Below are 25,585 nucleotides of genomic sequence, written 5' to 3' on the forward strand. Positions count from 1 at the left end.
CCGGCCCGGGCGCATTACTTTTTGGTTTTGGCGGTTTTTGATTTGTCCGGTGCGGGCACGGCTACAACCACGCTGTTGGATGCGCGATCGGTCAGCGACAAGCCGTTGATCGGGTAGAACAGGGCGATCACAGCGGGCACGGTGAGCAGGAGCGTCAGGGAGCCGACGTAGTAGGCGGCAATCATGGTCAACACGATGACTGCCGCTGCGCTGCCATAGCGGAGCAGGGCCTGGGTCCAACTGACGGACGTGCCATCCAGGTTCTCGATTCGAATGCGCCATACCTGCATGCCCAGGGTTTGGCCGATACGGGTCCAGAAATAGGCGAAGAACAGGTAGAGCACCAGGAACAGGGTGAAGGTGAGGCCCGGGCCGCCCTCGAGTTCGCCGGCTTCCGCCATCTGTTCGTACTGTTCCCAGCCGGTAATCCAGCCTGCAATCATGGTGTAAGCCCAGGTGGCTACCAGCAGCACGGCAATACTGATCAATCCATCGTAGATAATGGCCAGGGCGCGCTTCAGTGCGGTGGCTGGCGGTAAAAGTTCCTCGGCGTTATGAAAGCGTCGGGGCATGGAGTCTCCTGTGAGGTTTCACGTTTTTCCTGTTCTCGGCGTGTGCTAGAGTAGCGGATTTGCACACGCATGTAAGTATTCGTATTTCAATCGCGGACTTGCCGGCTATTCCGGCGGGTTTCAGGCAAGGTGTTAAAGGTCGAAAGGTATCAAAGGTCTATGAAAACCGCAGAGTTGCGACAGGCGTTTCTGGAATATTTCAAGCAGCAGGGTCACACCATTGTGCCGAGCAGTTCGCTGGTGCCGGCAGACGATCCCACACTGCTGTTTACCAACGCTGGTATGAACCAGTTCAAGGATGCCTTCCTTGGCCGGGAAGAACGCGACTACACCCGGGCGACATCTTCCCAGAAGTGCGTGCGCGCCGGTGGTAAACACAACGACCTGGAAAACGTTGGCTACACCGCTCGCCACCACACGTTCTTCGAAATGCTGGGTAACTTCAGCTTTGGCGATTACTTCAAGCGCGAAGCCATTAATTTTGCCTGGACCTTCCTGACCGGTGAGCAGCACCTGAACCTGCCCGAGGAAAAGCTCTGGGTAACCGTGTACGCGGAAGACGACGAAGCCTTTGATATCTGGAACAAAGAGGTTGGCGTTCCGGCTGAACGGATTATTCGCATCGGCGACAACAAAGGCGGCCGCTACGCTTCCGATAACTTCTGGCAGATGGGCGACACCGGCCCCTGCGGCCCCTGTACCGAGATTTTCTACGACCACGGCCCGGATGTGGCTGGCGGACCTCCCGGCAGCCCGGAAGAAGACGGCGACCGCTACATCGAGATCTGGAACGTGGTGTTCATGCAGTATAACCGCACCGCCGATGGCGAGATGCTGAACCTGCCCAAGCCTTCCGTGGATACCGGCATGGGGCTGGAGCGGATTGCGGCTGTGCTGCAGGGCGTTCACAGCAACTATGAGATTGACCTGTTCCAGGATCTGCTGAAGGCTGCATCTGAAATTCTGGGCGGTGCGGCGACCACCGAAGCGTCGCTGCGGGTGGTGGCAGACCACATTCGCTCCTGCGCTTTCCTGATTGCCGATGGTGTGATGCCCTCAAACGAAGGTCGTGGCTTTGTACTGCGCCGAATCATCCGCCGTGCAGCCCGTCACGGTAACAAGCTGGGCGCAACCCAGCCGTTCTTCTACAAACTGACCGGCGCCCTGGTGGAATTGATGGGCGAGGCCTACCCACAACTGGTCAGCAGCCGCAAACAGATCGAAAAGGTGCTGTTGCAGGAAGAAGAGCAATTCGCCAAGACCCTGGACAAGGGGTTGCGTCTGCTGGAGCAGGACATCGCCGAACTGAAGGGTACGGAAATTCCTGGTGAAACCGTGTTTACCCTGTATGACACCTACGGCTTCCCGGTGGACCTGACCAACGACATCGCCCGTGAGCGTGGCCTGACCCTGGACTACGAAGGCTACGAAAAGGCCATGGACGCCCAGCGTGACCGTGCCCGCGCGGCCAGCAAGTTCGGCATCGATTACAACGCCGCCGGCATCACCATTGACGGCAAGACCGAGTTCACCGGCTACGATCATATTGACGGCCATGAGCGCATCCGGACGGTTCTGGTCAACGGTGAAGAGAAAACCGCCGAGGCCGGGGACGAGTGTGTGGTGGTGCTGGAGCGAACGCCGTTCTATGCGGAATCCGGCGGCCAGGTGGGTGATACCGGCCTGCTGACCTGGAGCGGTGGTCGCTTCCAGGTAACCGATACCCGCAAGGAAGGCGACAACCACCTGCACGTGGGCACATTGGTCGAAGGCGAGTTGTTCCCAGGCCTGGAAGTGGATGCCCGGATTGATCACGCCCGCCGTGAGCGTACCAAGCGCAACCATTCCGCCACGCACCTGCTGCACGCAGCACTGCGCAAGGTTCTGGGCGAGCATGTCACCCAGAAAGGCTCGCTGGTAGATCCGGACAAACTGCGCTTCGATTTCTCCCATTTTGAAGCGGTCACCCCGGAACAGTTGAAAGAGATCGAGCGTCAGGTAAACGAACAGGTTCTGGAGAATACCCCGGTTCAGGTGGACGTGACCGACATGGAGTCTGCCAAAGAGAAAGGCGCCATGGCTCTGTTCGGTGAGAAGTACGGTGATGTGGTGCGTGTGTTGAGCATGGGCACCGATAGTTATTCCGTGGAGCTTTGTGGTGGTACTCACGTGTCTCGCACCGGTGATATTGGTCTGTTCAGGATAACCTCGGAAAGCGGTATCTCCTCCGGTGTTCGCCGTATTGAGGCGGTGACCGGGTTTGGTGCGCTGGAATGGCTGGACGCCACTGAACGAACCCTGCGCGAAACGGCGCGCCTGGTTAAAGGCACCCGTGAGACCGTAGTGGACAAGGTTCAGCAGGTCCTCGACCGCAACCGCCAGCTTGAAAAAGACGTGGATGCACTGAAAGCCAAGCTCGCCAGTTCCGCAGGCAGTGATCTTGCCGGAAATGCTGTAGAGGTGGCCGGGCTAAAAGTCGTCGCGGCAGAGCTGGAAGGTGCTGACCGCAAGGCACTGATGGAAACCGCCGACCAGTTGAAGAATAAGCTGGGCGAAGGTGTGGTGGTTCTGGCCACTGTAGACGACGGCAAGGTTACCCTGGTTGCCGGGGTTACCAAGTCTGCCACTGGTCGTATTAAAGCTGGTGATCTGATGAAGCATCTGGCGGCGCAAGTGGACGGTAAAGGTGGTGGCCGCCCGGATATGGCCCAGGGTGGCGGTAACGATCCGTCCAAGCTGGCGGATGCCCTGGCAGGTGTTCCGGCCTGGGTTGAACAAAATATCGGTTAAGCAACTGTTTTTGGACGCGGGCGGAGGTTTATAATTCCGCCCGCTTTATTTGATGGGCGGGCAATCGGTGTTCCGCTTTGAGTCCCCGGTTCGGAGTTTGGCAAAACATGGCTCTGTTGGTTCAGAAATTTGGTGGTACGTCCGTTGGTACAACCGAGCGGATTGAGGCAGTGGCTGACAAAGTGTGTCAGTTCCGTAAAGACGGGCACGATGTGGTGGTTGTGGTCTCGGCCATGAGCGGAGAAACCAACCGGCTGATCGCCCTGGCCAACAACATTATGGAAGATCCGGTACCCCGGGAAATGGACGTACTGGTGTCTACCGGTGAGCAGGTGACCATCGCGTTGTTGTCTATGGCGCTGCAGAAGCGTGGCTGTGATGCCCGGTCTTACACCGGCTCACAGGTGCGCATCCTGACGGATAGCAGTCACACCAAGGCGCGGATCAAGCAGATTGATGAGCAGCGCATGCGCGAAGATCTGGAAGCCGGCCGGGTAGTGGTTGTTGCGGGCTTCCAGGGTATTGATGAGCACGGCAACATCACTACGCTCGGTCGCGGTGGTTCAGACACTACCGCGGTGGCACTGGCGGCTGCCCTGAAGGCTGACGAGTGTCAGATCTACACGGATGTGGACGGTGTTTATACAACCGACCCGCGGGTGGTAGACAGTGCTCGCCGGCTCGATCGAATTACATTTGAAGAAATGCTCGAGATGGCCAGCCTGGGCTCGAAAGTGCTCCAGATTCGCGCCGTCGAATTTGCAGGTAAATACAATGTTCCATTAAGAGTGCTTTCCAGCTTCCAGGAAGGTGAAGGCACTCTGATTACTTTTGAGGATGAGAACGCCATGGAACAACCGGTTGTTTCCGGCATTGCTTTCAATCGTGATGAAGCCAAACTGACCATTTCAGGTGTGCCCGACACTCCGGGTAGCGCCCTGCGGATTCTGAAGCCGGTCAGCGATGCCAATATTGAAGTGGACATGATTGTGCAGAACGTGGGCGAAGATAATAAAACCGCGTTCACCTTCACGGTCCACCGTAACGACTTCAAACGGGCCCAGGAAGTTCTGCGTGGTATCTCCAGCGAAATTGGCGCTGGCGAAGTGGGTGGCGACAGCAAGATTGCAAAAGTGAGCATTGTGGGCGTAGGCATGCGCTCGCACGCTGGCGTGGCAACTAAAATGTTTGAGGCGCTGTCCAAAGAAGGTATTAATATTCAGATGATCTCCACCTCGGAAATCAAGATTTCGGTGGTGATCGATGAGAAGTATCTCGAGCTGGCGGTTCGTGCACTGCACAGTGCATTTGAGCTGGATCAGGCCGGGGTGGACGAGGGCGCTTAACAGCAGGATGCTCGCAAGCGCGCCTTTTTGAGTCATTGATAATAGCTATCGAGATGCGAAGGGGTATAAGTATTATTGCGTCTTTAGTATGATCGGTGATCTCTTTATAAAAGCTATAAGTACAACATTCTGTTGTCGGAACAGGTTGGTTTGGAATAGGGAGAAAGGGATATGTTGATTTTGACCCGCCGTGTTGGCGAAACTCTGATGATCGGCGACGAGATTACCGTTACCGTTCTGGGAGTGAAGGGGAACCAGGTACGTATCGGTGTTAACGCGCCCAAAGACGTCGCGGTTCACCGTGAAGAAATCTATCAGCGGATTCAGTCCGAAAAAGGCTCAGACGAGCCGGAACCGGGCAATCGTTGATCGATAAAAAGCCGCTCACGGGAAACCTGAGCGGCTTTTTTGATGGTGGGGAAAATCGAGTAGAAAAAACTCGTGTCAACCCTATGAAAACAGAAAAATTATGGTAGTATACGCCCCGTTCTCAAGGAGAGGTGGGTGAGTGGCTGAAACCAGTTCCCTGCTAAGGAACCGTACGAGCAATCGTACCGAGGGTTCGAATCCCTCCCTCTCCGCCATTTCCTTTTGGGGAAACGAGAACAGGTTGAAGCAGCATTCAACCAATGCGAAAGATGCGCGGCTGTAGCTCAGCTGGATAGAGTACCTGGCTACGAACCAGGCGGTCGGAGGTTCGAATCCTCCCAGCCGCGCCACTATCGCAAACCCGTTTTTAGCGGCTGTAGCTCAGCTGGATAGAGTACCTGGCTACGAACCAGGCGGTCGGAGGTTCGAATCCTCCCAGCCGCGCCAAATAAAGATCAGAACGCCTCAGCTTGTATACCTCACAAGCTGGGGCGTTTTGCTTTGTATAGCTGGGAGAATTTGAACCGAAAGAGGTTCGACCGAAGCACACGCAGTGTGCTGAGGAACGTCGGAGCAGCGCGACGACGGCCCCGAAGGGGTAAGGGCCGTAGGCCCGAATAATCCTCCCAGCCGCGCCAAATAAAGATCAGAACGCCTCAGCTTGTATACCTCACAAGCTGGGGCGTTTTGCTTTCACCACATTAAATCATCCGGAATCTCATACCCCGCGTAAGGGTCGTCCTCTCCGGCATCATCCTGCTTGCGATCGTGCATCGAAATCACGGCGGTTTCGTCTCGCTCCATAATCTTGCGGGCTACTTTGTCCGGGACCACTTCGTAGTTATCTCCAATTGCCACAATCGCAAGCCGGCCACGGGAGAGCTGGTCAACCATGGTGTCATCCACCAGAATTTTCTTGATCTTCTTTCCGTCAACAAACTGGTAAGACGTTTCGCCCCGGCTGCGGTCCAGCCGGTTGGTTTCAATCAGTTGCCGAATCTGAGCCTGAATGGCTTTCTTTTCCGCCTCCTTTTGCCGTTCCAGATTCAGCTGGCGGTCACGCTCGGCCTTTTCAAGGCGGGCCTGGCGAGCGCGTTCCTCGGCTTCATTCACCTGGACTGCACCTTTGGGTTGCTGCTTGCGTTGCTTGCGTTTTTCGTTTCGTATGCTTTTGGCTTTCTTTTCGTCGGCCAGTCCGGCCTTGAGTAGTTGGTCCTGCAAAGACGCCATCAGTGACTCCATGGATTCGTGATAAACTGCAATCTATGAACCTCTAGTATACGCCGACGTTATTCCCGCAATAACCCACAAACATTTACCTCGTGGATTTTTCTATGTCTTCTTTTAAGGAACTGGGGCTGTCTCCGGCCATGCAGGCAAATCTGCAGCGGTTAGGTTTTGAGCGGCCGACTGGCATACAGGTCAAGGCATTGCCACCAGCGCTGGCCGGCAAGGATGTGATTGCCATGGCGCAGACCGGCAGTGGCAAGACGGCTGCATTCGGCATTCCGTTGGTGGAACGACTGAAGCCAAAACAGTTTGCGGTGCAGGCGCTGGTGTTATGCCCGACCCGGGAACTGGCTGATCAGGTGGCCAAGGCTCTGAGAGAGCTGGCGCGGGCACAAGACAACGTGAAAGTGCTCACGCTTTGTGGGGGTGTTCCCATAGGGCCCCAGATCGGCTCGCTCAGTCATGGCGCCCATATCGTGGTAGGCACGCCGGGCAGGGTTGATGACCACCTGCGCAAGGGTACGCTGACCCTGGACCGCGTGAACACGCTGGTGTTGGACGAAGCAGACCGAATGCTGGATATGGGGTTTGAAGAGGTGGTGTTGTCCATTCTTGAGCAAACGCCGGCCGCCCGACAAACCCTCCTGTTTTCCGCAACCTGGCCAGAACCGATCCGGGCCATGAGCGAGCGCTTCCAGTTTGAGCCGGTGGACGTCAGGATTGAGGCAGAAGACGCTACCAGCAGTATTTCTGAGGTGTTCTACGAAATATCGCCCGACCAGAAAGTTCGCGCAGTTGCAGCCCTGTTGTCTCATTATCAGCCAGTGTCGTCTCTGGTTTTCTGCACAACCAAGCGGGATTGCGACGAGATGGCGCAGGAACTTGAGGCGCTTGGCTTCGTGGCTTTGTCACTGCATGGCGATCTGGAACAGAAGGAGCGGGACAGCACGCTGGTGAAGTTTGCCAATCAGAGCTGTACGGTCATGGTGGCCACCGACGTGGCTGCTCGTGGTCTGGATATCAAAGCGTTGCCCCTGGTGATCAATGCGGAGCCTGCCCGCGACCCGGAAGTACACACCCATCGCATTGGCCGAACTGGGCGTGCCGGTGAACAGGGGCACGCGATTACGCTGTGCGCGCCCAGCCAGGGCCATAAAGTCTCGCGGCTTGAATCAGCCCGGGGTGCGTCAGTTGTCTGGGGCGATTCCGAAAGCCTGCTGGCGCAAACGTTACGCCCGGTTCGCCCGGCCATGAAAACCCTGTGCCTGGCCGGTGGTCGAAAAGACAAAGTGCGCCCTGGCGACGTGTTGGGCGCTTTGACCGGGGATGCGGGTATTCCGGGTACGGCAGTGGGAAAAATAGATCTGTTCGATTTCCAGTGTTTTGTGGCCGTTGATGAAGCCTGGGCAGATAAAGCTTTGGCTCGGCTTGAGAAAGGAAAGGTCAAAGGCCGCAAAATCAGGGTTCGTTATGCTTGATTCCGGTTGTTGAAGACCGGTCGGGTGAGTGTCAGATCAGGCCAGGAAGCTCGGAAAGTCCCTATAGAAATGTTTACTTCAGGTTGCTCCTGATCAATGAAAACGGTAAATTACGCAGGATTTTGCCTCCCGATTTGTTCGTTCCAGCCATTAGACTTTGGTCTGACGGCTGAAGGCGGCGAAGCGGGGAAATCACACAAATCAATACAGGTAGCTATTCGATATGAATGAGCTGATGTCACAAGCCGTCGAGTTGATGATTGCTGGTATGGGCTTTGTGTTCGCGTTCCTGGTTGTTCTGGTATTCGCGACACTGCTCATGTCCAAACTCATTGGACGGTTTGCGCCGCCAGAGCCGGCAACCCCGGCCAAAACGCCACGTGCCAAGCCGAAGGCGCCCGCGTCGGTTGATCCTGACACCGCCGAGGCCATCAAGAAGGCGATTGCACAATACCGGGCACGCCACAAGAAGTGACCCGTTGCACGATTAGAACCTTTTAACAGAAGGCTGACACGATGACTGATACCAAGAAACCGCTGGGGATTACGGACGTAATTCTGCGTGACGCCCACCAATCCCTGCTTGCCACCCGTATGCGGCTTGATGACATGCTGCCCATTGCCGAGAAACTCGACAAAGTCGGTTTCTGGTCTCTGGAGTCCTGGGGTGGTGCTACCTTTGATTCCTGTATCCGTTACCTGGGCGAAGACCCATGGGAGCGCATCCGCGAGCTGAAAAAAGCCATGCCCAACACCCAACAGCAGATGCTGTTGCGTGGTCAGAACCTGTTGGGCTATCGCCATTATGCGGATGATGTGGTTGACCGTTTCTGTGAGCGCGCCGCTGAAAATGGCGTCGACGTGTTCCGTATCTTCGACGCGATGAACGATCCTCGTAACATGGACCGTGCCATCAAAGCCGTTCGCAAGACCGGCAAGCATGCCCAGGGCACCATTGCCTACACCACCAGCCCCGTGCATACCGTCGACATGTGGGTAGAGCTTGCGAAAGAAGTGGCCGATATGGGTGCTGATTCCATCGCGATCAAAGACATGGCGGGCATTCTCAAGCCTTACGTAGCGTATGAGCTGGTCAGTCGTCTGAAGAAAGAACTGGATATCCCGATCCACATGCAGTGCCACGCCACCACTGGCATGTCTACCGCCACCGCCATCAAGGCTGCGGAAGCCGGCATTGATAACGTGGACACCGCAATCTCCTCCATGAGTATGACCTACGGCCACTCGCCCACCGAGGCAGTCGTGGCCATTCTTGAAGGTACCGACCGTGACACCGGCCTGGACCTGAACCTGCTGGAAGAAATTGCCGCTTATTTCCGCGAAGTGCGTAAGAAGTACGCCAAATTTGAAGGTAGCCTCCGTGGAACCGATTCCCGCATCCTGATTGCCCAGGTGCCGGGCGGCATGCTGACCAACATGGAAAACCAGTTGCGTGAGCAGAACGCAAGCGACAAGTTTGATCAGGTTCTGGAAGAAATTCCCAAGGTTCGCGAAGACCTGGGCTTCATCCCGCTGGTGACCCCAACCTCTCAGATTGTCGGTACCCAGGCGGTACTGAATGTTCTGACCGGCGAGCGTTACAAGTCGATCTCCAAGGAAACGGCTGCGATCCTGAAGGGTGAGTACGGCGCAGCGCCGGCACCCATGAACAAAGAATTGCAGGATCGTGTTCTGGATGGCAAGGAAGTGATGACCTGCCGCCCGGCGGATGTGCTTGAACCGGAAATGGACAAGCTGACCGCTGAGCTGAAGGACATTGCCAAAGAGAAGGGCATCAAACTGGCTGAGCAGGAAGTTGATGACGTTCTGACCTACGCCTTGTTCCCGCAGATTGGCCTGAAGTTCCTGGAAAACCGCGGTAATCCGGATGCATTTGAGCCGGTACCGAGTGCCGATGACGTTGCCCCCGCCAAAAAGGCCGCTGGCCCTGAGACTTACACCGTGGAAGTTAACGGCAAGAAGTACGTGGTTGCTGTTAACGAAGGTGGTGAGATCAGCCAGATTGAAGGCCAGGGTGGCGCCTCTGCGCCTGCCGCTGCTGCAGCTCCGGCTGCCGGTGAGGGCGAGCCTGTGGTGGCGCCTCTGGGCGGTAACATCTGGAAGGTTCACGTTTCTCCGGGTGATACCGTGGAAGAGGGCGACGTGCTGATTATCCTCGAAGCCATGAAAATGGAAACCGAGGTGCGCGCACCCAAGGCCGGTACCATCGGTGAAGTCTTCATCAAGGAGGGGGACGCCGTCTCCGTTGATGATGAAATGCTGACAATCGCATAAGGGCCAGCATTCCATGGAAAAGTTATTGACGTTGTGGACAGGTAGTGGCCTGTTCAACATAGAGCCGGGCCAGGTGGTGATGATCATCGTTGGCCTTGTGCTTCTCTATCTTGCGATCAACAAGAAGTTTGAGCCATTGCTTCTGGTACCCATTGGGTTCGGTGGCATCCTGGCGAATATTCCGGAGGCAGGGCTTGCCCTGTCTGCGGCCGAGAACGCCATCCATTTCGCGAAGCCGGAAGTGTATGCGGCTTTGGCGAGCACCCTGGATGTAGCCTATCAGGCTGGCCAGACAGTTACCCCTGAGGTAAAGGCTGCCTTCAAGGAAGCCTATGAGTCGGCTGGCTACGGCACGGTGAGTGCTGCGGATTCCATCGCTCAAAGCCTTGGTTACAGCCACGGGATGCTGCACAGCTTCTACATGGTGATTATCGGTTCTACCATTGGCCCGCTGCTGATCTTCATGGGCGTTGGCGCGATGACCGATTTTGGCCCCTTGCTGGCTAACCCCAAGACGCTGCTGCTTGGTGCCGCCGCTCAGTTCGGTATCTTTGGTACCGTGATTGGTGCGGCGCTGCTGGACTGGACCGGTGTTCTTGAGTTCACCATTCGTGAAGCAGCGGCCATCGGTATTATCGGTGGTGCGGATGGCCCGACGTCGATCTACGTATCAAGCGTTCTGGCTCCGCATCTGCTGGGTGCCATCGCGGTCTCTGCCTACGCCTACATGGCGCTGGTGCCGATGATCCAGCCGCCGATCATGAAGGCGCTGACCACCCAGAAAGAGCGCGCCATCAAGATGTCGCAGCTGCGCCCGGTGAGCAAGAAAGAGAAGATCATCTTCCCGATCGTGGTACTGATCGCGGTGGTTCTGTTCCTGCCGGATGCGGCTCCGCTGCTGGGTATGTTCTGCTTCGGTAACCTGATGCGTGAGTGTGGCGTGGTCGAGCGTTTGAGCGACACGGCCCAGAACGCGCTGATCAACATTGTGACCATCTTCCTGGGGCTGTCTGTTGGCGCCAAGCTGGTGGCGGACAAGTTCCTGGATGGCCAGACTCTGGGTATCCTGGTGCTGGGCATGGTGGCCTTTGCGGTTGGTACCGCTGCCGGTATCTTGATGGCCAAGTTGATGAATAAGGTGACCAAGGAAGCGATCAACCCGTTGATTGGTTCTGCCGGGGTGTCTGCGGTGCCGATGGCGGCGCGGGTGTCCAACAAGGTTGGCTTGGAGGCGAACCCGCAGAACTTCCTGCTGATGCACGCGATGGGCCCGAATGTGGCTGGTGTTATCGGCTCTGCGGTTGCAGCGGGTGTGATGATCAAGCTGCTTGGCTGATTGTTGTTCACTGCTGTATTAAGAGAACCCTGCTTCGGCGGGGTTTTCTTTTTTGTAGCCTGCTAGTTTGGTGCTGGCATCAGGGTGGCAGGGCTTTCCAAAAAACGCTCCTTCGGCACATCCATGTGGCGCTTGGGCTCCGCCATCCATGGCTCCGCACATTTTTGGAAAGCCCCGCCACCCTGCTGCTTCTGAGCTCCGAGTTGTCAGCTTTAAGAGTGCGGAAAAGTTTGCATTGTGGTGGTCGTTCCCAGCTGTTCAGTGAAAATCTCTGGAACTGACCGGTAACGCGTTAATCAGATGGCTCAGGTCAGACAGCTTTCCGGCCATGATATGAACGATATCTCCCTCCTTTTCGATAATCCCCTTTACGTGTAACAACCGGGCGGTGAGTAACGGTTTTCGTTGGCGGCGGGCGGTGTCTAGCCAGACGACGACGTTGATGTTGCCGGTTTCGTCTTCGAGGGTGACGAAGGTGACGCCAGAGGCGGTGCCGGGGCGTTGGCGGCCGGTGACGAGGCCGGCGACTTGTACGGGGATGCCGGGGCGGGTGGTTTTGAGTTGGTCGGCGGTGAGGCAGTAGCGCAGGTGGCCTTGTTCGCGGAGCAGGGCGAGGGGGTGCCTTTGTAGGGTTAAGCCCTGGCTGCTGTAGTCGGCCAGTACGTTCTGGCCTTCGGTGGGTTCGGGGAGCAGGTGGCAGGGCTCCGGGGTGTAATCGGCCATGGTTTCGTTGGCGAAGAGTTCTGCCGGTTCTTCGTGTTCGAGTAACTGCCAGTAAGCCTGGTGGCGGTTGCTGGTGAAGCCGGGCATGGCGTTGGCGCCGGCGAGGAGTTCCATGTCGCGCTGGTTGAGGCCCGCGCGGGTGCGCAGCTCGGCGGCGCTTTGGTAGCCGCTTACGGGGCGGTTCTGCTGAATGCGTTCGGCACCGCTGGAGGACAGGCCCTGTATGATTCTGAGGCCGAGGCGCAGGTGTTTTTCCTTGCCTTGCAGGGTGTGTTCCCAGGCGCTGTGGTTCACATCCGGTGGCAGCACGGTTACCTGGTGGCGCTGGGCATCCTGTACCAACTGGCTGGGGGAGTAGAACCCCATGGGCTGGCTGTTGAGTAGGGCGCAGTAGAAGGCGGCCGGGTGGTGGCGTTTGATCCAGGCGGAGACGTACACCAGCAAGGCGAAGCTGGCGGCGTGGGATTCCGGGAAGCCGTAGCCGCCGAAACCGCAGATTTGCTGGTATAAGCGTTCGGCGAAGTCCGGATCGTGGCCCCGTTCCAGCATGCCGCTGATCAGTTTGTCCCGGAACGGGGTGAGGTCGCCGTGGGATTTCCAGGCGGCCATGGCGCGGCGCAGTTTATCGGCTTCGCCGGCACTGAAGCCTGCCGCCACCATGGCCAGTTTGATGACCTGTTCCTGGAAGATCGGCACACCCAGGGTACGTTCCAGTACCTGGCGGACGGCGTCGTTCGGGTAGTCCACCGCTTCCAGTCCGTGTTTTCGGCGCAGGTAAGGGTGCACCATGTCGCCCTGAATAGGGCCGGGGCGGACGATGGCCACTTCGATCACCAGGTCATACCAGGTTTCCGGTTTCAGGCGCGGGAGCATGTTGATCTGGGCCCGGGATTCCACCTGGAACACGCCGATGCTGTCGCCTTTCTGCAGCATGGCGTAGGTGGCCGAGTCTTCCTGGGGCACGTCCTGGATGGTGAAGGTTTGGCCCTTTTCCTCGCTGATTAAGGCCAGCGCCTTGCGGATGGCGGTGAGCATGCCCAGGGCCAGTACATCCACCTTCATCAATCCCAGGCTTTCCAGGTCGTCTTTGTCCCACTGGATCACGGTGCGGCCTTCCATGGCAGCATTTTCTACCGGCACCAGCTCGGACAGTGGCCCGGCACTGATCACAAACCCGCCCACATGCTGGGACAGGTGCCGGGGGAAGCCCAGTATTGTGTTGACCAGGGTAAAGAACTGGTCTGCCACTTTCGGGTTTCGGGTGAGCCCTTTATCCATAATTTGCTGGCGCCAGTTGGTGGCCTTGTCGCGCCAGTCGATGCCATCGAGCAGCTTTTCCACCAGTGCGGCGTCGAACCCCAGAGCCTTGCCGACATCGCGGATGGCGCTGCGGGGGCGATAGCGGATAACCGTTGCCGCCAGTGCCGCCCGTTCCCGGCCATAACGTTGATAGATGTACTGGATGACTTCTTCCCGCCGTTGGTGCTCAAAATCCACATCGATATCCGGTGGCTCGTCCCGGTCTTTCGAGATGAAACGTTCGAACAGCAGCTCCACCTTGGCGGGGTTCACTTCGGTGATGCCCAGGCAGTAACAGACGGCCGAGTTGGCGGCCGATCCTCGCCCCTGGCACAAGATACCGCGGCTGCGAGCAAAGGCCACGATGTCGTGGATGGTGAGGAAGTAATGCTCGTAGTTGAGCTCCGAGATCAAACCCAGCTCTTTGCGGATTAATGCCTGCACCTTCATGGGCGTGCCCCTGGGGTAGCGGCGGCGTTCGCCGTCCCGGGTCAGGCGTTTTAGGTAGGCCGCCGGGGGTTCGCCCTTCGGTACAAGGTCAGGCGGGTATTCATAGCGCAGGCTGCCGGGCTCGAAACGGCAGCTGTTGGCAATGTTGACGGTTTCCTGAAGCCAGGCCTGGGGGAACAGGCGTTGCAGTACCGGGAGTGGCCGCAGGTAACGCTCGCCGTTCTGGAACAGGCAGTGGCCAGCGTTTTCGACCGTGGAGTGATGGCGCAGTGCCGTGAGTACATCTTGCAGGGGCTGGCGCTCCCTGGCGTGCATGTGTACTTCGCCGGTTGCGGCAATGGCAAGTTTGAGCTGATCGGCCAGCTTGCGTACACGAGCCAGCTGTTGCTCTTCGCCCGCTTCCAGGGTGCGGGTAGCGCCAATGCGCAGGCGTTGCTCAAACAACCGTTGCAACCATTCGCCACAAACCTCGGCTTGCTCGTAGCTGGCAGCCGACGATGCCGGTGGTAGCCACAGGCAGAGGCAGTTATCCAGCTCTTGGGTTTCGATATCCCGGGTAAACAGCTGATATTGGCCTTTCTCTGCCCGGCGCCGGCCGGTTGTGATCAGCTGGCAGAGTTGTCCATAACCCTTGCGGTTACGGGCCAGCAGTATAAAGCGGGTAGCTGCACCACCGGGGGGCGCATCTTCCAGTTCAAACCAGCTACCGGTAATCAGTTTTACCGGGCTGTCTTTCAGAGCAGCCCAGGCTCTGGGAATGCCGGCAACGGAGCAAGCATCGGTGATGGCGATAGCGTTGTAGCCCAGCTCCAGGGCACGTTTGGCCAGCTCGTGGGGGTGTGAAGCCCCGGTCAGAAAAGTGAAATTACTGAAGCAGAATAATTCTGCGTAGCCGGTAGCCATCAGCCAAACCATCCGTGTATGAACCAGCCACCCTGAACGTCCCGGAACACCCAAGCCAGTCCGCCGCCCGGCAACTGGGCGATGTAGTAATCCCGGTGAACCCGCTGGCCATCCCACCAGCCACCGCTGATGCGCTCAGGGCCGGAATGCCAGGTCTCCGGGGGCTGAGCCAGAGGCCGGGGGGCCTTCAGGAGCCACAAGGGGCGCCGGGGCAGTGTCACTGAAGCCTGTGGCCGGAGTTTACCGGGTTTGCCCGGATTGCTGGCAGACCAGGCACACTCGGGCCGGTGATCAGCCCTGGCCGCAAGCCGTTTCAGGGACTGTTCGCCCAGGCGTGCCTGCAGGCGGCTGATCAGCGTGTGCCAGGCTTCGTCCAGGTCTTCCGTTTCGCCCAACAGATCCCGGCCTAACGGGGCTTCCCGGCCGGTGAAGCGTTTGACTGCCAGAATCAGGCCGGTGACCGGTGCGCTCAAGGGGTGTTGGTCCAGCTTCAGGCGTATCAGTTTCAGAAACATCTCGGCCCGGTGTTCCGGCCCGGTAGTGCGAATGCGTAAACGGGTGGCTTGCTGATGCCGGTGCTGCAGAATCAGTAACAGGGTATCCGTGTCTTGCTGGCGCCAGCACAGGTCTTCTTCCAGTTCTGACAGAATCCGCTGTAATGAGAACAGCAGCCCCTCGGTGTGCTCCACTTCGTGAATGAAGTCGGCTTTTTGCCGGAAACTGTGGGGTGGTTGCCAGGGGGCTTTTGGGTCTGGCCGGGTGCCCTGGATTTTCTGGACCATGGCCAGCAGTTCTGGTGACAGTCGCCGGGCCAGCTCTGTGGGGGGCAGGGCAAACACCTCTGCCAGGGTGTTCAGCCCCAGGCGTTGTAAGCGGGTGCAGGACTTTTCATCAAACCCTGCGGCCGGCAAGGGCAGGCTTCCCACCGATGTAAGAATGTGGTGTTTGTCTGCCGTGCATTCCCCTTTGCCGGCCCGGGCCAGTAACTGTGCGGCCAGGGGCGTATGGCCAATGGCGACCCAGGCGGTCAGTTTACGTTCGGCCAGCGCCTGCTCCACGGTTTGCCAGATAGAAGGCAAGCCGCCATACAGTTTCTGCAGGCTGCTGACTTCTGCCCAGATACCGTCTGGCGGTGAGAGGGTAATGTGTGCTGCATAGCGGTATAGCCAGCGCGCCTGGTCTTCCAAAAGCCAGGCTTCCTGCCTGGCTTCGGTACGCATGATGCTCAGTTCTGGTGCCAGGCCCAGGGCAGTCTTCAGGCGCATACCGGCTTCAATACCAAGATCCCTGGCGTTTGGGCAGGCCTGAACCACGGTATGCCCGGCGCCATCCACAATCGCCAGGGCTCCTGTGGATGGCTGATTCCGGTGGATGTGGTCCAGCAGCAAATGCGGGAAGTGCAGGTAAAGCCAGAGCATGCAGCTTACCCTTGCGAACGGGGCCACGGCCCCTGAACCACACGGGATGAATCCTGAGTGGTGATGTCTGCCCGGTGCCCTAACGCCAGGGAACAACGCTGGCCAGGCCAGCTGCCACGGCGTTTGATGATATTTACTTTGAGGTCCTGGTGATCCCCTGGCACCAGTTCCAGGCGCAAAGCCGCAGGTGAGTTTTGATCCGCCTGCCGGCGGCTACGGAACAGCACACACACATTGCCGCCGGCTTCTGATGCCAGCTGTAGCCGCCGGATATCCCGGCTGGCAAGCTTGCCAGGCCAGGCGAGCACCAGCCCGGTTACCGGTGAGCGCAGGCAGTTCTCAAGTGTCCACAGGAAATCGCCCTGATCGTCTGTGTTGATCACCACCAGATGGTCCAGATTCACGCCTTCCCGGGCCAGGGCAGGGGCATAGGGCGTGTGCGGCGGGTTCAGCCAGAAAACGGTCTTGCCCTGCTCAGACAAGCGCTGCATTAATGGCAAAACAAGGTGCAACTCACCAATGCCGAGGGCATCCAGCAGGCATTCGCTCAACGCGCCCCGGGGCCAACCAAGGCCACCCAGTTGATTGTCCAGAACCTGATAGCCTGTCGGCTCTGCTGGCTGCGTAGTTTTTCTGTGCTTGTGGCCCTGCCATACGCGGGCATCCTGCAGAAGACTGCTGAGAAGGTCACTCATGGGGAAATCTCTGAACACTGTTTATATATACAGTATTATTGTGGGGGCGGAATTTCAACTACCCACTTGATAAAACCGCTCACGCCACCCACGCTGGACACAGTAACCAGGAGAGGAGAAACAGCCATGACAAAACTGAGCCAACACGCCTGTGAAGCCTGCCGTTCAGACGCACCGAAAGTGACCGGCCAGGAGAAGCAGGAACTGCTGAGCGTGATCCCAGACTGGGAAGATGTGATGGTAGACGGCGAGGAACAGCTACGCAGGGTCTTCACCTTCAAGAACTTCGTGGAAGCGCAAGCCTTCACCAACAAAGTGGCGGACCTGGCCGAAGTTGAAAACCACCACCCCGCGATTCTGCTGGAGTGGGGCAAAGCCACCGTGCGCTGGTGGACTCACAAAATCGGCGGTTTGCACAAAAATGATTTCATTATGGCCGCCAGAACAGACGAGCTTTATTAAAAGGCCTCGTCCACCGGGCTGCGCACACCAAAGCCGCCTTTACGGACAACATGGGTGTAGATTTCGGTGGTACGGACATCGGAATGGCCGAGTAGCTTCTGGATAGTGCGAATGTCGTAGCCGGCTTCAAGCAGCCTGGTTGCAAAGCTGTGACGCAGGACGTGACTGTTTGCCTGCTTGTAGATGCCGGCTTCTCGAATGGCCGCCCCAATGGCTCTTTGAACACTGCGATCCAACAGATGGTGTCGACGCAGGGTATTGCTGCGTGGGTCTTTAGATAGCTTGCCAGCTGGAAACAAGTATTGCCAGGCTGGCTCCTTGGCCGCCTCCGGAAACTTGCGATTTAGCGCAGAGGGCATGTAAACCTCACCATGACCACTGGCCAAATCTTGCTTGTGCTGTACAAGGCAGAGCTCGATCTGTAATTCCAGTGGTTTTAGCAATGACTCCGGGAGCAGGGTTGTTCTGTCCTTATTGCCTTTGCCGCTGCGAACAATAATCTGCTGCATGCCAAAATCAATATCTTTTACTCGAAGCCTCAACACTTCGTTAATCCGGAGTCCTGAACCATACATCAGGCGTGCTACCAGTTGGGAGGCACCTTCTAGATGGCTTATCACAGCTTTGGCTTCGTCGTGCGTAAACACCGTTGGCAGTCGACGAGGTTTTCTTGCTAGTTCAAAAGACAACTCATCCAGAGGTTGTTGAAGGAATTCACGAAAGAGAAATACGATGGCATTCAGCGCTGTTCGCTGTGTACTAATACTGCTGTTGCGCTGAACCGCGAGATGAGAGAGAAATTGTTCCACTTCTTTTGTGGCGCAGGTGGAGGGGTGTTGCATGCCATGAAACCGGATAAACCGTTTGATCCAGTGGCAATAGGTTTGTTCGGTTTTGTAGGCCAGGTTCCGGCTTCGAATCAAAGAGCGAAGCTGATCCATGAAGCGGGTTGGGTTCTCTGGTAGCTTTGGTGGTACATCCAGAATCATGCTTATAGCCTCCATGCTGTTTGGATATACAGTATTCTAGGTTTTGATTGGTGTAATTGCACGATGAGACGTGGAGCTATACGACATCTGTCGCAAAATTTCGTGTTTTTTATATGATGGTCTTACAAACCACTGAAAAATATGGAAGAGTTGGTATCGGTGAAATGCAGATAAGCGAACAAGCTCCTTGCGGAATCAGCGACATTTGACGCATATTTCCCGGCTGGCATTGCTAGTGCCAGATAACTCATTGTTGAAAAAAGAGAAATCCAAGTGGGTGTTTGGGGTTGCTTGGAATAAGCGTATTTTGCATAGATGTCTTTTGTCGTTGAATTAGCTGTTATGTGGTTTAGGACTTAAGAGTATGGACTGCAAATTCAGTCGGAGTCAGGTTACTTGGGAGCTAAACGGCAGCGAGATATCGGTATCAGTGTCTGGCGTTGACCAAGCGGTTTATAGCGGTGAACAGGATGCAGTCGTTGTTCTGGCGGGTAGTGATCAGGATTCTAAAAAAATATTTGTGTACGAATTGGATGGCACTCTCCGTTGCATGATTGAGCAGCCAGCCGATACCTTTTTCCGTGGCTTAGGGTCAAACCGAGGCCATGACGTAGCTATCTTTTCAGTGGTCTACCATATTGGTTGGCGGGACTGGTGGCTCTCGATAGATTCGAAGTCAGCAACGGTCGGAAGTTTGGGTGAAGGTCGTTAAACCACATAACCAGGCCAGGCACAGCGACGCCTTTTTCGTTGCGGCTTCGCCTCCACTACAAAGGCGCGCATGCTGGCAGCGTTAATGGCCCAGGCCGTCTTCATTTTTGGCGGGCTCAGTGCAAAGGCCTTGGCACCGGACTTGGCTGCAAAGCCGCTTATAGTGATGATGGCCAAGGCCGGAAAAGTTGCTGTCGGGGTTGGTTGCCAAAGTCACCCGCAGCCTGGTTATTCATGGCGTGCCCCAGTCGCGGGGCCGTCCAGTTCAAACAGTAATCGGGCTGGTTCGGTTTGCGTTCTGGTTCCTTTCGCCATCCGTCTGGTTGGTGCAAGCTGTTCGGGAGAGGGCATGCAGCGCTGGGTGCCAAGGGAGACTTTGGTGGTGACCGGCCACTAACCAGGCGGTCAACCGGACGCCAAAAGCTTACAGCTTTTGGTTCCCTCCGCTGCGCTCCGGCGCCGGTTACCATCAGCGTTAGAGCTACAGAATGAAATTGAATCAGTGCCCATGCTGCGACTACTTCACTCTCCCTGACGGGCAGGATTATGAAATCTGTCCCGTTTGTTTTTGGGAAGACGATAGCTTTGGCATAGAGGAGCTGGACGCTGAATCAGGCGCTAATAAGGGGCTTACGATTCGACAGGCACGAGCAAACTTCGCGAAATACGGAGCGTGCGACCCGGACATGGTTCGGAATGTACTTCCCACTGAGAAGCGTTCGCTCTATGGCCGAGAGTTACGTTCCATTAGGCTCTAACAAGGTGGTCAACGGGACGCCAACTACGCGTTGCTCCGTTGGCGCCCATTACCACGGCGTTATAAATTTTGAGAAGGCTTTGTTGGGCAGTAGACGGACAGTGGATAGCTGCTATTAGATTAAGGCCGAGGCAGGGCTTCTGGGGCATATGAGTAAATGGATCAAACTACTACAGCTACTTTTGCCAGCTTTTCTGATCTGCGCAGGAGTACTGCATGCATTGGCAATTTTGGTGGGCTCTGGTCTTGATACTGCTATAAGCCAGTTTGGGTCTCCGTTTATCTTTATCTTTACAGGTCTAGTTCTGGGAGACATCAACAAGCGCCGCAAGGATCTAAACTGAGGTTCCATGTCCCAATTTATAACAAGGCCAGGCACAGCGACGCCTACTACATTGCGGCTTCGCCTCCATTTCGCAGCCGCGCATGCTGGCTGGCGTTAAAAATCGGGAGAGTATGGGGCATATACGGAAATTCTTTCATGACGCGGCAAGGCTAAAGCCCTACTACAGAGTATGTTCAAATGTAGCCACGGGGTTGGGCGTAGGGATAGGCATCGGCATCTGGTACTTCGCTTTGGTTCCCATCTTAGCCGCTTCGGTAGGAATTGATCTTGCTGGCTCTGCCCAACCTGGCGATCCGACCGCGTTCTTTGCAGGTGCAATGGTTTTGCTGTTGGTAGCGGCGCTAATCGTTTGCGTCCAGGGAGCTTTTTTGTCTCTGGTTTTACTTGGCCGTTTGAGGTTAGCTGAAGTTACTTCGGTAATCTTTCGTTTGCGCTACCCTCGGAGTTGGACCAATTTTTAACAAGTCGCAGCAGTACGCGGCCGATGGCCGCCGGACGCCCTTTCCGTGGCTCCTTCGTCGCCACTCCAAGGTCGCCGCTGTGCTTCGGCGTTAGCTGGTAGTGCCTTGGATCTTTTGGGGTGTTTCGGTGCCATGGGGCCTTGGCCTCAAATGGGCAGCAAACCGGGTACTCTTGGAGCACCGCCAAGGCCGTCAAAACTCGCAGTCTGGCTGATAGCTCAATCGGAATATTCGGCAGGTATAAAGTTCAGTGTTCGCCGTGCGTGGCAATCCGACGAAAACTGAATTTCGATCTGCTACTCTGAAGTTCAGGGTCGTTCGCCGCGTTATAGGCGGTGGTTTTAATCAAGTTGCATCAGCGTATTTTGGTGCCAAGGCAACGGAGCATGCCGTCGAGTTGTTAGCCAGGGATTGGTCTTCATCGTGACCCCCAGCTAACCAGTGCATTAAATACGTTCCGGCCCGATGGGCCTCCACCGGACGCCCTAGTCGGGCGCCGTTTATGCAGGCGTTAGCCAATAGGAGAAGTCATGGCAGTAGGGATTACGGTAGGATCAATTACCGCTGAAATTGGTGCCGGAAGTTTTGTTCACTCATTTTTTTCTACAGTCACCATTCACTGTGAACCACATGGTTGGGGCAGTCGATACCCCCATTTAATGAACGAGCTTTATCAAGGCTATCTGCCCCACTCCCATGCAGCTGCAGCGCTCGAAGAGCTTCGTGACGCAAAGGCGGTGCTCGATAGGATTCCACCTTCAGATGTTGTGTGGGACATAGAAAACCGAGATGCTCAACCGCCATGGGGTACCAGCATATCCCCTGATATCACGAGTCTTGGTAATTACTTTGTCTCTAGCACTGGTCGGGATTTGTTTGCGTTACTAGAAGAGGTCTTGCAGTTATCAGTAGATAAGCAGAAGGACGCGAAACTTGGCTAACAAATCATTCAAGTTCGCTACCGGCCTCGCGGCCGTCCGCCGGACGCCTACTACGCTGCGCTACGAAGGCGCCGCTTAATATTCAGCGTTATGCCCTTTTAGGTCGGGACACCTAGTATGGAATTGAGCACTCCGGCAGCTATGCCATTTACGCGGGAAGCAGCGCTCAAAATGCTGAAGTGGGGTGCAGAGCCGTCGACATCTCCTTACTCCCACAAACAAATTGCGGAGTGGTGCGATAGATTCTGGTGCAAGTACCTCGATGTTGATGCGGAGCCGGAAATTGAGTCGTTACTGCCAATCCTCACTGATGTGGAAACTCAGTGGGATCTATATCTGGCGAACACCTATTCACTTGAGGAGCTCCGAGCGAAAAATTTCGAGGAAGAGCAAATGCCTACGGAGTGGTTTCGTGATTGGCTCCAGCAACTGGCATAACCAGGTGGTCAACGGGACGCCAACTACGCTGCGCTCGTGTGTCATGACGAAAGACTTCAGTCTTTCTTGCTGTACTCAAGATGAGGGAAGGCCCCTCGGTCTCGGTGACCAGACACCGGGATCAAACCGCCCTGTGCGGCTTGCATTAAGAGTGCGGGTCGTGAGCGACATGGGAAAAGGCCGTCAAGAGCGGTCAGGTACGTACCCAAGGAGATGAACGAAAGTGAACCGCCGATAAGGGGTCGAAATGTAGACAGATGTTGTCAGAACCGGGGACCGAGCGTCTCCCCGGGATGAGCTGTGACGTGAGCTGGCACAACGGACACAGCGGCAGCCGGTCTTGAGGCGGCATGACCTGGGTACAGGCTTGAGTATGGAACATGAGAACCTGTCGTCCTGATGTTAAGGGAGAAGCACAAGTGGAGATCCCACGAGGCGAGAGTACCGATGCAGGACACAGGGACGGATTGGCCCGTAGTAGTGTGGAAACACCTGTAATGGGTGTGGAGCGAAGGGGGCAAGTTATCCCGTCGGATCTAGATGGCCAACCGAATTCCGGGAGGAGCCGTCAGGGTCAGGCAAAACCATTTACCATCCCGAAGGCCTTGGTCTATCAGGCCTACAAGCGGGTTCGAGCCAACAAAGGTAGCGCCGGGGTAGATCATCAGAGTCTGGAAGACTTTGATGGTGACCTCAGCAATAACCTTTACAAGCTTTGGAACCGTTTGTCCTCAGGAAGCTATCATCCACCACCGGTTTTGCGCGTGGAGATCGAAAAGGCGGATGGGGCAACCCGTCGTCTCGGCATCCCAACGGTTGCCGACCGCATTGCGCAGATGGTGGTCAAGCTGCTGATTGAACCGGAACTGGAACAACACTTCCACCCGGACTCTTACGGCTACCGCCCGGGAAAGTCAGCGCACGATGCGCTGAAACAGACTCAGGCCCGGTGCTGGAAGAAAGCCTGGGTGCTGGATATGGACATTCAAGGCTTCTTCGACAACATCGACCACAACCTATTAATTAAGGCCGTGGATCGTCATGTGACCGAGGACTGGCAGAAGCTGTACATCCGGCGCTGGCTAAGCGCGCCGGTTCAGTTGGCGGATGGTTCCGTGGAGGAACGCGATCGGGGCACGCCGCAAGGCGGTGTGATCAGTCCCTTACTGGCAAACCTGTTCCTGCACTACGTCTTTGATCGCTGGGTGGAGAAGCGCTGGGGTGGCATCCAGTTCGAACGCTATGCGGACGATATCGTATGCCATTGTTCCAGTGAACGGGAAGCTCAAGCACTGAAATCGGTCCTTGAGGCACGATTCACAGCGTGTGGCTTGACGCTCCATCCCCGCAAGACAAAGATTGTGTATTGTAAGAGCGAGTACAACCGGCGGGACTACCCGGAGATCGCGTTTGATTTTCTGGGTTACACCTTCCGACCGCGGCTGATCCGCAACCGGTTGGGACAAAAGAAAGTCTACTTCACGGCGGCCATCAGCCAGAGTGCAGCGAAAGAGATCCGCAAGCAGATCAACGAGTGGCCCTGGAAATGGTGGCGACAGAAAGAACTCGGGCAGTTCGCTCGATTCTGTCAGTCCCGCCTCCGAGGCTGGATGCAGTACTATAGCCTGTTTGGCCGCAGTTACATTCGGAATGTGCTGTTTCATTTCGATCTGAGGTTGAGCCGGTGGGCATTAGGGAAGTATCGGAAACTCAGAGGTCTGTTACAGGCTGCCCGGAGAGTGAATGGACTGCGTCGGCGACGGCCGGATCTATTTGCGCACTGGGCAGGATCAAGGGCAGTGGTTGGATAACAAGAGCCGTATGAATCGAGAGGTTCACGTACGGTTCTGTGAGAGGCTTTGGGGGTGGTTCCCAGGGCCTACTCGACCGGCGCCGGTTACCTTCAGCGTTATAAACCAAGGGGGACTTTTGCGCGATTTCCGTCTTAGCTTGGCTGGCTTCATCATCCTGCTTCTTGTCGTTGGGGGCGTTTATATTCTGGCCATGGTGAGCAATGGCCAGCTAACCATCAGCTCCAACAATCAAGATTGGGCTAGCTTCGGAGCGTACTTCGGCGGTGTACTTGCGCCTGCAGCTGCCTTGCTTGCAGGCTATCTTGTCTATAAGAGTTTTAAATCCAACACCTATCAACAAAAGTTGCTGGTTATCCGAGAAGCTTTAGGCCGACTGGATCAGCAGCTTGAAAGAAACTTGGATTTGCCGTTCAACAATGGATGCTTCGGAGAGGAGTATCGCGGGTTGCCCTTAAGAACGATAATTTACGCAGTTTCAAACAAGGAACTAGAGTCCAATGAGGCATTTAATGACGCGCTCCTCTCGCTCCTTCACAATATTTCGATTCTTTCCTACTCAATTTCTGTCTATCTAAACCTACTTGAAAAATTTCCGACTGACGAGACAGACACCAATTGGCTTAAAAATCTTGAGCATCAATATTGGATAGAAAAATATTCCCCGGTTTGCCGGAGAATAAAGGGGATAGTCGGTAAAGATGCGATGGAACAGAAAATTAAAAAGCATCAGCTAGAAAGCTTTCGGGTTATTTTCAATGGTGGCTATGATTTATAACAAGTGGCTGTTGTCGGACGCACCTGCGCTTTCGCTCCGGTGCGCCGCAAAGCCAAGTCGTTAAAAATCGGGAGAGTATGGGGCATATACGGAAATTCTTTCATGACGCGGCAAGGCTAAAGCCCTACTACAGAGTATGTTCAAATGTAGCCACGGGGTTGGGCGTAGGGATAGGCATCGGCATCTGGTACTTCGCTTTGGTTCCCATCTTAGCCGCTTCGGTAGGAATTGATCTTGCTGGCTCTGCCCAACCTGGCGATCCGACCGCGTTCTTTGCAGGTGCAATGGTTTTGCTGTTGGTAGCGGCGCTAATCGTTTGCGTCCAGGGAGCTTTTTTGTCTCTGGTTTTACTTGGCCGTTTGAGGTTAGCTGAAGTTACTTCGGTAATCTTTCGTTTGCGCTACCCTCGGAGTTGGACCAATTTTTAACAAGTCGCAGCAGTACGCGGCCGATGGCCGCCGGACGCCCTTTCCGTGGCTCCTTCGTCGCCACTCCAAGGTCGCCGCTGTGCTTCGGCGTTATAAATCAGGGAGTAGCCATCGATGGAATGGCGCAAGGACGACTACCTAATCACTGATGACAGATCCAAGGTGCAACTGGATGTCGTCCACCGCTTGCTTGCCGCAACCTATTGGGGTGGCCGCCGCCCTCGAGAAATCGTAGATCGCATGGTTTCAGGCTCCATCTGCTTCAGCCTTTATCATGGTTCTACACAGATCGGTTTTGGGCGGGCAGTCACCGATAGTGCTACTTTTACCTGGGTGGCAGATATTGTGGTTGAACCCAAATTTCGCGGTAGCGGCCTCGGTAAGTGGATCATGGAGTGTTTGCTAGTGCACCCGGCCATAAAGGGAACCCAGATGGTGTTGCAAACCCGAGATGCACAAGGGCTCTACGAGCAGTTTGGGTTCACTGGAAACAGTGCTCTCATGAGCACCAAAGTCACTGATTTATAACAAGGCGCATCAATACGCGGTGGCGTTATGT

The 25,585-nt window shown here is 56.0% G+C and carries 20 protein-coding genes and 3 tRNA genes; 17 read left to right on the forward strand and 6 right to left on the reverse strand.

Features of this window, described 5'->3' with window-relative positions:
* Positions 1 to 14: 14 nt before the first annotated feature.
* Complete coding sequence (locus ACZ5Q2_RS11830; RefSeq protein WP_319635301.1) at positions 15 to 572, reverse strand: RDD family protein; 558 nt, start codon at positions 570 to 572, stop codon at positions 15 to 17.
* A 159-nt stretch (positions 573 to 731) separates the two neighbouring features.
* On the opposite strand from ACZ5Q2_RS11830, the gene alaS reads away from it, so the two are divergent.
* The 6 genes from alaS (at position 732) to ACZ5Q2_RS11860 (ending at position 5,524) form a co-directional block, all read left to right on the forward strand.
* A complete protein-coding gene (alaS, locus tag ACZ5Q2_RS11835; protein WP_286250349.1) occupies positions 732 to 3,362 on the forward strand; it encodes an alanine--tRNA ligase in 2,631 nt (876 codons plus the stop codon).
* Positions 3,363 to 3,469: 107 nt separating this feature from the next.
* Positions 3,470 to 4,708 carry an aspartate kinase gene (locus ACZ5Q2_RS11840; protein ID WP_072677054.1) on the forward strand — a complete coding sequence of 413 codons (1,239 nt, stop codon included), beginning with the start codon at positions 3,470 to 3,472 and terminating at the stop codon, positions 4,706 to 4,708.
* Positions 4,709 to 4,879: 171 nt separating this feature from the next.
* Positions 4,880 to 5,077, forward strand: a complete 198-nt coding sequence (gene csrA / locus ACZ5Q2_RS11845; protein WP_022989559.1) for a carbon storage regulator CsrA — start codon at positions 4,880 to 4,882, stop codon at positions 5,075 to 5,077.
* Positions 5,078 to 5,202: 125 nt separating this feature from the next.
* Positions 5,203 to 5,292, forward strand: a tRNA-Ser gene (locus ACZ5Q2_RS11850).
* A 58-nt stretch (positions 5,293 to 5,350) separates the two neighbouring features.
* A tRNA-Arg gene (locus tag ACZ5Q2_RS11855) sits at positions 5,351 to 5,427 on the forward strand.
* Positions 5,428 to 5,447: 20 nt separating this feature from the next.
* Positions 5,448 to 5,524 (forward strand) — tRNA-Arg (locus ACZ5Q2_RS11860).
* A 246-nt stretch (positions 5,525 to 5,770) separates the two neighbouring features.
* Here the strand turns inward: ACZ5Q2_RS11860 and ACZ5Q2_RS11865 are convergent.
* Positions 5,771 to 6,307, reverse strand: coding sequence for a DUF2058 domain-containing protein (locus tag ACZ5Q2_RS11865; protein WP_319634287.1), 537 nt, complete (start codon positions 6,305 to 6,307; stop codon positions 5,771 to 5,773).
* A gap of 104 nt (positions 6,308 to 6,411) precedes the next feature.
* On the opposite strand from ACZ5Q2_RS11865, the gene dbpA reads away from it, so the two are divergent.
* The 4 genes from dbpA (at position 6,412) to ACZ5Q2_RS11885 (ending at position 11,416) form a co-directional block, all read left to right on the forward strand.
* Positions 6,412 to 7,785 carry an ATP-dependent RNA helicase DbpA gene (gene dbpA / locus ACZ5Q2_RS11870; protein ID WP_432210082.1) on the forward strand — a complete coding sequence of 458 codons (1,374 nt, stop codon included), beginning with the start codon at positions 6,412 to 6,414 and terminating at the stop codon, positions 7,783 to 7,785.
* Between the two features lie 223 nt (positions 7,786 to 8,008).
* Entirely contained in the window at positions 8,009 to 8,260 is a 252-nt protein-coding gene (locus ACZ5Q2_RS11875) for an OadG family protein (protein ID WP_061332702.1), read from the forward strand.
* Between the two features lie 41 nt (positions 8,261 to 8,301).
* Positions 8,302 to 10,080 (forward strand): sodium-extruding oxaloacetate decarboxylase subunit alpha, encoded by a 1,779-nt coding sequence (gene oadA, locus ACZ5Q2_RS11880; protein WP_061332703.1) that lies wholly within the window; start codon positions 8,302 to 8,304, stop codon positions 10,078 to 10,080.
* Between the two features lie 13 nt (positions 10,081 to 10,093).
* Positions 10,094 to 11,416, forward strand: a complete 1,323-nt coding sequence (locus ACZ5Q2_RS11885) for a sodium ion-translocating decarboxylase subunit beta (protein WP_061332704.1) — start codon at positions 10,094 to 10,096, stop codon at positions 11,414 to 11,416.
* A 258-nt stretch (positions 11,417 to 11,674) separates the two neighbouring features.
* Here the strand turns inward: ACZ5Q2_RS11885 and ACZ5Q2_RS11890 are convergent, their stop codons facing one another.
* Genes ACZ5Q2_RS11890 through imuA form a run of 3 tightly spaced genes read right to left on the reverse strand, consistent with a single transcriptional unit; the run spans position 11,675 to position 16,904 of the window.
* On the reverse strand, positions 11,675 to 14,791 hold the full coding sequence (locus ACZ5Q2_RS11890) for an error-prone DNA polymerase (protein WP_432210081.1): 3,117 nt from the start codon (positions 14,789 to 14,791) through the stop codon (positions 11,675 to 11,677).
* Positions 14,791 to 16,209, reverse strand: coding sequence for a Y-family DNA polymerase (locus ACZ5Q2_RS11895; RefSeq protein WP_432210080.1), 1,419 nt, complete (start codon positions 16,207 to 16,209; stop codon positions 14,791 to 14,793). The genes ACZ5Q2_RS11890 and ACZ5Q2_RS11895 overlap by 1 nt, the downstream gene beginning before the upstream one ends.
* A gap of 5 nt (positions 16,210 to 16,214) precedes the next feature.
* Positions 16,215 to 16,904, reverse strand: a complete 690-nt coding sequence (imuA, locus tag ACZ5Q2_RS11900; protein ID WP_061332707.1) for a translesion DNA synthesis-associated protein ImuA — start codon at positions 16,902 to 16,904, stop codon at positions 16,215 to 16,217.
* Positions 16,905 to 17,030: 126 nt separating this feature from the next.
* Here imuA and ACZ5Q2_RS11905 point away from each other — a divergent pair, with 126 nt between their 5' ends.
* Entirely contained in the window at positions 17,031 to 17,366 is a 336-nt protein-coding gene (locus tag ACZ5Q2_RS11905; RefSeq protein ID WP_432210079.1) for a 4a-hydroxytetrahydrobiopterin dehydratase, read from the forward strand.
* Here the strand turns inward: ACZ5Q2_RS11905 and ACZ5Q2_RS11910 are convergent.
* Positions 17,363 to 18,355, reverse strand: coding sequence for an integron integrase (locus tag ACZ5Q2_RS11910; protein ID WP_286920967.1), 993 nt, complete (start codon positions 18,353 to 18,355; stop codon positions 17,363 to 17,365). The two genes, ACZ5Q2_RS11905 and ACZ5Q2_RS11910, sit on opposite strands and share 4 nt — an antisense overlap.
* Before the next feature lie 1,199 nt (positions 18,356 to 19,554).
* On the opposite strand from ACZ5Q2_RS11910, the gene ACZ5Q2_RS11915 reads away from it, so the two are divergent.
* The 6 genes from ACZ5Q2_RS11915 to ACZ5Q2_RS11940 all read left to right on the forward strand — a co-directional run bounded on the left by ACZ5Q2_RS11915 (position 19,555) and on the right by ACZ5Q2_RS11940 (position 25,554).
* The gene (locus ACZ5Q2_RS11915; protein WP_432210078.1) at positions 19,555 to 19,824 is read left to right on the forward strand and encodes a CPCC family cysteine-rich protein; all 270 of its coding nucleotides are present in this window, start codon (positions 19,555 to 19,557) and stop codon (positions 19,822 to 19,824) included.
* Positions 19,825 to 21,160: 1,336 nt separating this feature from the next.
* On the forward strand, positions 21,161 to 21,571 hold the full coding sequence (locus ACZ5Q2_RS11920) for an immunity 70 family protein (RefSeq protein ID WP_061334055.1): 411 nt from the start codon (positions 21,161 to 21,163) through the stop codon (positions 21,569 to 21,571).
* A 117-nt stretch (positions 21,572 to 21,688) separates the two neighbouring features.
* The gene (locus ACZ5Q2_RS11925) at positions 21,689 to 22,009 is read left to right on the forward strand and encodes a hypothetical protein (protein WP_023007682.1); all 321 of its coding nucleotides are present in this window, start codon (positions 21,689 to 21,691) and stop codon (positions 22,007 to 22,009) included.
* Positions 22,010 to 22,491: 482 nt separating this feature from the next.
* Entirely contained in the window at positions 22,492 to 23,820 is a 1,329-nt protein-coding gene (gene ltrA / locus ACZ5Q2_RS11930; RefSeq protein ID WP_230716002.1) for a group II intron reverse transcriptase/maturase, read from the forward strand.
* A gap of 118 nt (positions 23,821 to 23,938) precedes the next feature.
* Positions 23,939 to 24,598, forward strand: coding sequence for a protein-tyrosine phosphatase family protein (locus ACZ5Q2_RS11935; RefSeq protein WP_432210077.1), 660 nt, complete (start codon positions 23,939 to 23,941; stop codon positions 24,596 to 24,598).
* 542 nt (positions 24,599 to 25,140) lie between these two features.
* Complete coding sequence (locus ACZ5Q2_RS11940) at positions 25,141 to 25,554, forward strand: GNAT family N-acetyltransferase (protein ID WP_354449541.1); 414 nt, start codon at positions 25,141 to 25,143, stop codon at positions 25,552 to 25,554.
* Positions 25,555 to 25,585: the final 31 nt, after the last annotated feature.

It is taken from the genome of Marinobacter alkaliphilus, from assembly GCF_055394375.1.

Coding starts and splice junctions, on each gene's coding strand:
- ACZ5Q2_RS11905 (WP_432210079.1), top strand. CDS start 17,031: ATGACAAAACTGAGCCAACACGCCTGTGAAGCCTGCCGTTCAGACGCA.
- oadA (WP_061332703.1), top strand. CDS start 8,302: ATGACTGATACCAAGAAACCGCTGGGGATTACGGACGTAATTCTGCGT.
- ACZ5Q2_RS11920 (WP_061334055.1), top strand. CDS start 21,161: ATGGCAGTAGGGATTACGGTAGGATCAATTACCGCTGAAATTGGTGCC.
- ACZ5Q2_RS11865 (WP_319634287.1), bottom strand. CDS start 6,307: ATGGCGTCTTTGCAGGACCAACTACTCAAGGCCGGACTGGCCGACGAA.
- ACZ5Q2_RS11875 (WP_061332702.1), top strand. CDS start 8,009: ATGAATGAGCTGATGTCACAAGCCGTCGAGTTGATGATTGCTGGTATG.
- ACZ5Q2_RS11840 (WP_072677054.1), top strand. CDS start 3,470: ATGGCTCTGTTGGTTCAGAAATTTGGTGGTACGTCCGTTGGTACAACC.
- ACZ5Q2_RS11830 (WP_319635301.1), bottom strand. CDS start 572: ATGCCCCGACGCTTTCATAACGCCGAGGAACTTTTACCGCCAGCCACC.
- ACZ5Q2_RS11915 (WP_432210078.1), top strand. CDS start 19,555: ATGAAATTGAATCAGTGCCCATGCTGCGACTACTTCACTCTCCCTGAC.
- alaS (WP_286250349.1), top strand. CDS start 732: ATGAAAACCGCAGAGTTGCGACAGGCGTTTCTGGAATATTTCAAGCAG.
- ACZ5Q2_RS11885 (WP_061332704.1), top strand. CDS start 10,094: ATGGAAAAGTTATTGACGTTGTGGACAGGTAGTGGCCTGTTCAACATA.
- ACZ5Q2_RS11890 (WP_432210081.1), bottom strand. CDS start 14,791: ATGGCTACCGGCTACGCAGAATTATTCTGCTTCAGTAATTTCACTTTT.
- ACZ5Q2_RS11940 (WP_354449541.1), top strand. CDS start 25,141: ATGGAATGGCGCAAGGACGACTACCTAATCACTGATGACAGATCCAAG.
- ACZ5Q2_RS11925 (WP_023007682.1), top strand. CDS start 21,689: ATGGAATTGAGCACTCCGGCAGCTATGCCATTTACGCGGGAAGCAGCG.
- imuA (WP_061332707.1), bottom strand. CDS start 16,904: ATGAGTGACCTTCTCAGCAGTCTTCTGCAGGATGCCCGCGTATGGCAG.
- csrA (WP_022989559.1), top strand. CDS start 4,880: ATGTTGATTTTGACCCGCCGTGTTGGCGAAACTCTGATGATCGGCGAC.
- dbpA (WP_432210082.1), top strand. CDS start 6,412: ATGTCTTCTTTTAAGGAACTGGGGCTGTCTCCGGCCATGCAGGCAAAT.
- ACZ5Q2_RS11910 (WP_286920967.1), bottom strand. CDS start 18,355: ATGATTCTGGATGTACCACCAAAGCTACCAGAGAACCCAACCCGCTTC.
- ACZ5Q2_RS11895 (WP_432210080.1), bottom strand. CDS start 16,209: ATGCTCTGGCTTTACCTGCACTTCCCGCATTTGCTGCTGGACCACATC.